The sequence below is a fragment of the Streptomyces sp. NPDC102467 genome, from assembly GCF_044765445.1.
In the GTDB taxonomy this organism is placed as follows: Bacteria; Actinomycetota; Actinomycetes; order Streptomycetales; family Streptomycetaceae; genus Streptomyces.
This window is the reverse complement of record NZ_JBIWKA010000007.1, coordinates 483,273-489,695: the sequence shown is the minus strand read 5'-3', so window position 1 is coordinate 489,695 and position 6,423 is coordinate 483,273. Positions and strand designations below refer to the sequence as shown.

3 protein-coding genes are annotated in these 6,423 nt (G+C 71.1%); 2 read left to right on the top strand and 1 reads right to left on the bottom strand.

Annotated elements, in window-relative coordinates:
• Positions 1–143 precede the first annotated feature (143 nt).
• A complete protein-coding gene (locus ACIREE_RS17615; RefSeq protein ID WP_404152285.1) occupies positions 144–2,753 on the bottom strand; it encodes an FHA domain-containing protein in 2,610 nt (869 codons plus the stop codon).
• Positions 2,754–3,010: 257 nt separating this feature from the next.
• Here ACIREE_RS17615 and ACIREE_RS17610 point away from each other — a divergent pair, with 257 nt between their 5' ends.
• Positions 3,011–5,011 (top strand): streptophobe family protein, encoded by a 2,001-nt coding sequence (locus ACIREE_RS17610; protein WP_404152283.1) that lies wholly within the window; start codon positions 3,011–3,013, stop codon positions 5,009–5,011.
• A 95-nt stretch (positions 5,012–5,106) separates the two neighbouring features.
• Positions 5,107–6,360 carry a phosphoserine phosphatase SerB gene (serB, locus tag ACIREE_RS17605; protein ID WP_404152280.1) on the top strand — a complete coding sequence of 418 codons (1,254 nt, stop codon included), beginning with the start codon at positions 5,107–5,109 and terminating at the stop codon, positions 6,358–6,360.
• Positions 6,361–6,423 lie beyond the last annotated feature (63 nt).

The window sequence follows — 6,423 nt, the reverse complement described above, 5'->3', positions numbered from 1 at the left end:
CCACACCCCACCCGCCCTGCGCGGTCCCGCCGCCCCCGGCCCCGCCCCCGCCCCCCCCCCCCCCCCCCCCCCCCCCCCCCCCCCCCGCCCCCCCCCCCCCGCGCCCCCCCCCTTCTCCGGCTCATCTCTCGACGTGGCCGTGCTTACTTGCGCATGACCTCGGGCTCATGGCGGCGCAGCAGACGGGCGACCGCGAAGCCGCAGATCACGCCGAGTGCGATCAGGACCGTGAGGTTGAGGCCCCACTGGCCGACCGAGTGCTCCCAGAGCGGGTCGAGGTCGTTCGGCTTCTGCGGGTCCCAGGGCGGCATGACGTGGGACAGGTCGAGCGTGGCCCCGGCCGCGCCGATCGCCCAGCGGGACGGCATCAGCCAGGCGAACTGCTCCAGGCCGATCGATCCGTAGATCTGGAAGAGGACGCCGGTGAAGACGACCTGGACGATGGCGAACATGACGAGCAGCGGCATCGTCTTCTCGGAGGTCTTCACCAGCGAGGAGATCACCAGGCCGAACATCATCGACGTGAAGCCGAGCGCGATGATCGAGATGCACAGTTCGAGCGCCGGCGGCATCAGCAGGCCTTCCTTGGGAAGGTCCCGCGGGGTGAAGCCGATGGCGCAGATGATGACGCCCTGGATGGCCGTGATGAAGCCGAGGACGATGACCTTGGACATCAGGTACGCGGACCGGGACAGGCCGGTGGCGCGTTCCCGCTCGTAGATGACCCGCTCCTTGATCAGCTCACGGACCGAGTTGGCCGCGGCCGAGAAGCACATGCCGACCGCGATGATCAGCATGATCGTGCCCGCGTCGCCGTTGAACTTGGACGGCGGTTTGGGCGGGGCCAGGCCGAATTCGGCCGGGATGACCACGGAGACGATGCCGAGGACCGCGGGCAGGATCACCATCAGGCCCATGAAGCCCTTGTCGGACGCGATCACCGACACGTAGCGGCGGATCAGCGTGAAGAGCTGGGCGCCCCACGGCTGCGGCTTCGGCGGCTTCATCGCGGCGGGCGGTGGCATCTGCACCGACTGCGCGGCCACGGCGTCGATGTCGGCCGCGTACATCTGGTAGTGCTGCGAGCCCTTCCAGCGGCCCGCCCAGTCGTAGTCGCGGTAGTTCTCGAACGCCGAGAAGACGTCGGCCCAGGTGTCGTAGCCGAAGAAGTTGAGGGCTTCCTCCGGCGGTCCGAAGTAGGCCACCGCACCGCCCGGCGCCATCACGAGCAGCTTGTCGCAGATCGCGAGCTCGGCCACGGAGTGGGTGACGACGAGGACCGTGCGGCCGTCGTCGGCGAGGCCGCGGAGCAGCTGCATGACGTCGCGGTCCATGCCCGGGTCGAGGCCGGAGGTCGGCTCGTCCAGGAAGATCAGCGACGGCTTGGTCAGCAGTTCGAGGGCGACGGAGACGCGCTTGCGCTGGCCACCGGAGAGGGAGGTGACCTTCTTCTCCTTGTGGATGTCCAGCTTCAGCTCGCGCAGCACCTCGTCGATGCGCTGCTGGCGCTCCGCCACGCTGGTGTCCGCGGGGAAGCGGAGTTTGGCGGCGTACTTGAGCGCCTTCTTTACGGTCAGCTCCTTGTGCAGGATGTCGTCCTGCGGGACCAGACCGATGCGCTGCCGCAGCTCGGCGAACTGCTTGTACAGGTTCCTGTTGTCGTAGAGGACGTCGCCCTGGTTGGCCGGGCGGTAGCCCGTGAGTGCCTTCAGGAGCGTCGACTTGCCGGAGCCCGACGGGCCGATGACGGCGACCAGGGACTTCTCCGGGACGCCGAAGGAGACGTCCTTGAGGATCTGCTTGCCGCCGTCGACGGTGACCGTCAAGTGCCGCGCGGAGAATGAGACTTCACCGGTGTCGACGAACTCCTCGAGGCGGTCGCCGACGAGGCGGAACGTGGAGTGGCCGACGCCGACGATGTCGTTCGGGCCGAGCAGCGCGGAGCCGCCCTTGGGGATCGGCTGGCCGTTGACGTACGTGCCGTTGTGCGAGCCGAGGTCGCGGATCTCGGAGCGGCCGTCGGGTGTCGCGTGGAACTCGGCGTGCAGGCGCGAGACCTGCAGGTCCGAGACGACCAGCTCGTTCTCGAGGGCGCGGCCGATGCGCATGACGCGGCCGAGCGAGAACTGGTGGAACGTGGTCGGGCTGCGGTCGCCGTAGACCGGCGGGGCCCCCGCGGCGCCACCGGGTCCTTGCTGGTTGGGCACGTTCTGCTGCGGCACCTTCTGTACCGACGGCTGCTGGTACTGCTGCTGCTGCGGCTGCCAGGCCGGTTGCTGCGGTTGCTGGTGCGGCTGCTGTTGAGGCATCTGCGGCTGCTGTTGCGGCCAGCCGGGCGCGGCGCCCTGCGGATGCTGCTGCGGTGACGGCTGTTTCGGCGACGGCTGTTGCGCGAGGCCCGCGGCCTGTTGCTGTGCCTGGTGCGGCGCGGCGACGCCGGCGGCCTGGGCGCTGCCCTGCACGTTCACGCGCGGGCCGTCGGTCGAGTTGCCCAGGTGCACCGACGAGCCGGGGCCGATCTCCATCTGATGGATCCGCTGGCCCTGGACGAACGTGCCGTTGGTCGAGCCGTGGTCCTCGATGACCCAGCTCCGGCCGCCCCAGCTGATCGTGGCGTGCCGCCACGAGACCCTGGCGTCGTCGAGCACGACGTCGCCCCCCGGATCACGACCGAGGGTGTACGACCTGGACGGATCGAGCGTCCAGGTCCTGCCATTCAGTTCCAGTACGAGTTCAGGCACTCCAAGCCCCACTGAGTTGTCCCCCGAAGTTGTGCCCCGTCATGGGGAGTGTAGGGATGTCGAACATCGTGGGGAACTATTTCAGGAACGCCCCCGTGACCGAAAGTCGGGCCTTGCGTCGGAGGTTGTGAAGAGTCATGGGCAGCGCCTGCGCCCGCGCCGTTGACGGCGCAGATACGGCCCCGGAGAGTAGTAAGCGCCCACAACTCCCTACGGATCATGAGCAAATGGGTTATCCGGGGTGATGCGGTACGGATCGGGGGGTCCTGATGGTGACCGGCCACGACACGACTCGGCGCGGTGGCTTGCCCATCGGCGATGTGCTGCTTTCGGCCATCGCCGCGGTGAGCTGGGCGTTCATCGGGATGGCGGGGGTCGCGGCGCTCGGCCTGCATCTGCTGGAGGCCGATTCGGCGGGCTCGCTCGGGCCGATGACGGCCGCCGTGGTGGCGCTCGGCGTCGGGGGGCGCGTGACGCCGTCCGGCGACGTGTCGGCTTTCGGCCTGGGCGGGGCGCAGGCGCACACCGCGATCGATGTCGCGCCACTGGGCGTGGGCCTGGTGGGCGCGGTGCTGCTGAGTTGGTTCTTCCTGCGTTCCTTGCGGGCGGCGGGAGTTGAGATCGCCCCCGGCGAACTGGTGGCGCGCGCGGGGTCCGTGGTGGTGCTCTTCCTGGCGATGCTGGGCGGCTTGGCATGGGCGGGTCACGACCTCATCACGATCGACGGTTCGAAGCTGGGACTGAACGACATTCCGGGCGCCGGAGGGCTCCCGAGCGGCATCAAGGACAAGCTTCCCGGTGGCATCGGGGGCCTGCTCCCCGACCGGCTCGGCGATCTCGTGCACGCGAAGGCGTCCATCGGCTTCACGGTGCAGACGGGTGCCACGCTGCTCGGCGGCGCGGCCTTCGTGATCGGGGTGCTGCTGATCGCGCTGCTCGCGTCGCGCCGCACTCCCCTGCCGCGCGCCCTCGCGCCGGTGCACCGGGTGGTGCGGCCGGCCGCGTCGGCGCTCGTGGCGGTGCTGCTGGTGGCGGTCCTCGCGGGTCTGGCGGCAGCGGTGTACGCGATGATCGGCGACGACCACCCGAAGCGGATCGCGGGCGCGGCGCTGCTCGGCGCGCCGAACGGGGTGTGGCTGGGGGTGCCGCTCGGCCTGTTCGTGCCCTGGGACGGCCACGCGACGGGCGAGCTCGCGAAGCTGCTCCCCGACCCGCTGGAAGAGCTGCTCAAGGTGTCGTCGGACCGACCCTTGACGCTGGGCCGGCTGGCCGAACTCGACGGCAGGGTATGGCTGTTGGCCGTCGCGGCGGCCCTGATGATGCTGTTCGCCGGAGTGCTCACGGCGGTACGGACGCCGCGGCCACCGGGCCAGGGCGTGCCGGGCTTCGCGGGGCGCTGCGCGCTGCGGCTCGGTGTCGTGACGGCGCTCGCGCTGCCGCTCCTGGTGTGGCTGACGGACGTGTCGGCGGACGCGTCCCTGTCGGTACTCGGCTTCGACGCGTTCGGCGCGGGCATCGAGCTGCACGGGAATCTTGGGATGGCGCTGCTTCTTGGGGCCGCGTGGGGCGCGGGGGCCGGGGCCCTCGGGGCGTTCCTCGCGTCCGCGAGCGGGGCCGCGGGCAGCCGGGTGTCCCCGCTGGCCGCCGCCACGGGTGGGGCGGCCGGGCCGCAGGACCCGTCCCCGGAGTCGGCAGGTCCGTACCGGACGAGCCGCCCGTACCGACCGTCGAACGCCGACACGAACCCGTATCTGAACCCGTACGACAGCAGGCAGTACGAGGAGAACCCGTACGGCCAAGATGCGTACAGCCCGGACGCACGCGGCAGGGACGCGTACAGCCGAGATGCACAGGGCGGGGACGCGTACGGCAAGGACCTGCACGGCGGGGACGCGTACGGCGGGGACCCGCACGGCAGGGACGCGCACGGCAAGGACCCGCACGGCAGAAATGCGTACGGCAGGGATCTGCACGACGAGGTCCCGTACGGCGACGACCCGCACGGCGACGACCCGCACGGCGAGGACCCGTACGGTCGGGAGTCGCGTCGCCAGGGGCCGGTCGACGATCGATCCCGCGACGGCGTGACCGGTGCTCCCACGGTCGTGGGCCCGCTGCGGCCCGAGCCCACGTCCCGTCCCCGGGACGGCGGCGGCGACGGCAGCTGGCCGCCCCCGCCACCGCCCGCGCCCACTCCTCCGCCACCGCACAGCCCCGGTCCCACCAAGGACGGACGGCGCCGCCGCCGGGGAGACCGGGACGGGCGCTGAGGCAGGGCGGCCGGGGCGCCGACCAGCGGCGGCCGTGTCCGGTACGCGGACCGCGACGGCGGGCCCGCACACAAGCCCGATAACGTATGGGCATCATGAGCGCTCCGCAGCCCCAGTACCCCGCTGACGCCCCGAACGCCGACGGATACGTCTCCGCGCCGGCCGACGTCCCGACCCTCCTGGTCAAGATCTTCGGCAAGGACCGGCCCGGCATCACCGCCGGGCTCTTCGACACCCTCGCCGCCTACTCCGTCGACGTCGTCGACATCGAGCAGGTCGTCACGCGCGGCCGCATCGTCCTGTGCGCCCTGGTGACCGAGCCCCCGGCCGGTCTGGAGGGCGACCTGCGGGCCACCATCCACAGCTGGGCCGATTCCATGCGGATGCAGGCCGAGATCATCTCGGGCCTCGGTGACAACCGGCCGCGCGGCGTGGGGCGTTCACTGGTGACCGTGCTCGGGCACCCGCTCACCGCCGAGTCGACCGCCGCGATCGCGGCCACCATCACCGGGACCGGCGGCAACATCGACCGCATCTTCCGGCTCGCCAAGTACCCCGTCACCGCCGTGGAGTTCGCGGTGTCCGGCACCGAGACGGAAGAGCTGCGTACCGCGCTCGCCACCGAGGCCGCGAAGCTGGGCGTGGACATGGCCGTCGTCGCGGCCGGTCTGCACCGGCGCGCGCAGCGGCTCGTCGTGATGGACGTCGACTCGACGCTCATCCAGGACGAGGTGATCGAGCTGTTCGCGGCGCACGCGGGCTGCGAGGACAAGGTCGCCGAGGTGACGGCGGCGGCGATGCGCGGTGAGCTGGACTTCGAGCAGTCGCTGCACGCGCGCGTGAAGCTGCTCGCCGGGCTCGACGAGTCGGTCGTGGAGAAGGTCAGGAGCGAGGTGCGGCTCACGCCCGGCGCCCGCACCCTGATCCGTACGCTCAAGCGGCTCGGCTATCAAGTGGGCGTGGTCTCGGGCGGGTTCACGCAGGTCACGGACGATCTGCGGGAGCGGCTCGGGCTCGACTTCGCGCAGGCCAACACGTTGGAGATCGTCGACGGCAAGCTGACCGGCAAGGTCACCGGCGAGATCGTGGACCGCGCGGGGAAGGCGCGGCTCCTGCGGCGGTTCGCCGACGAGGCGGGCGTCCCGCTCGCACAGACCGTGGCGATCGGTGACGGGGCGAACGACCTGGACATGTTGAACGCGGCCGGGCTCGGCGTCGCCTTCAACGCCAAGCCGGTGGTCCGGGAGGCCGCGCACACCGCGGTGAACGTGCCGTTCCTGGACACGGTCCTCTATCTGCTCGGCATCACGCGCGAAGAGGTCGAGGCGGCGGACGCCCAGGGCGTCTGACCCCCGTGACTCCTGGCGGAGAAGGGCCCGGTACCGATGCGGTACCGGGCCCTTTTCTCGTAA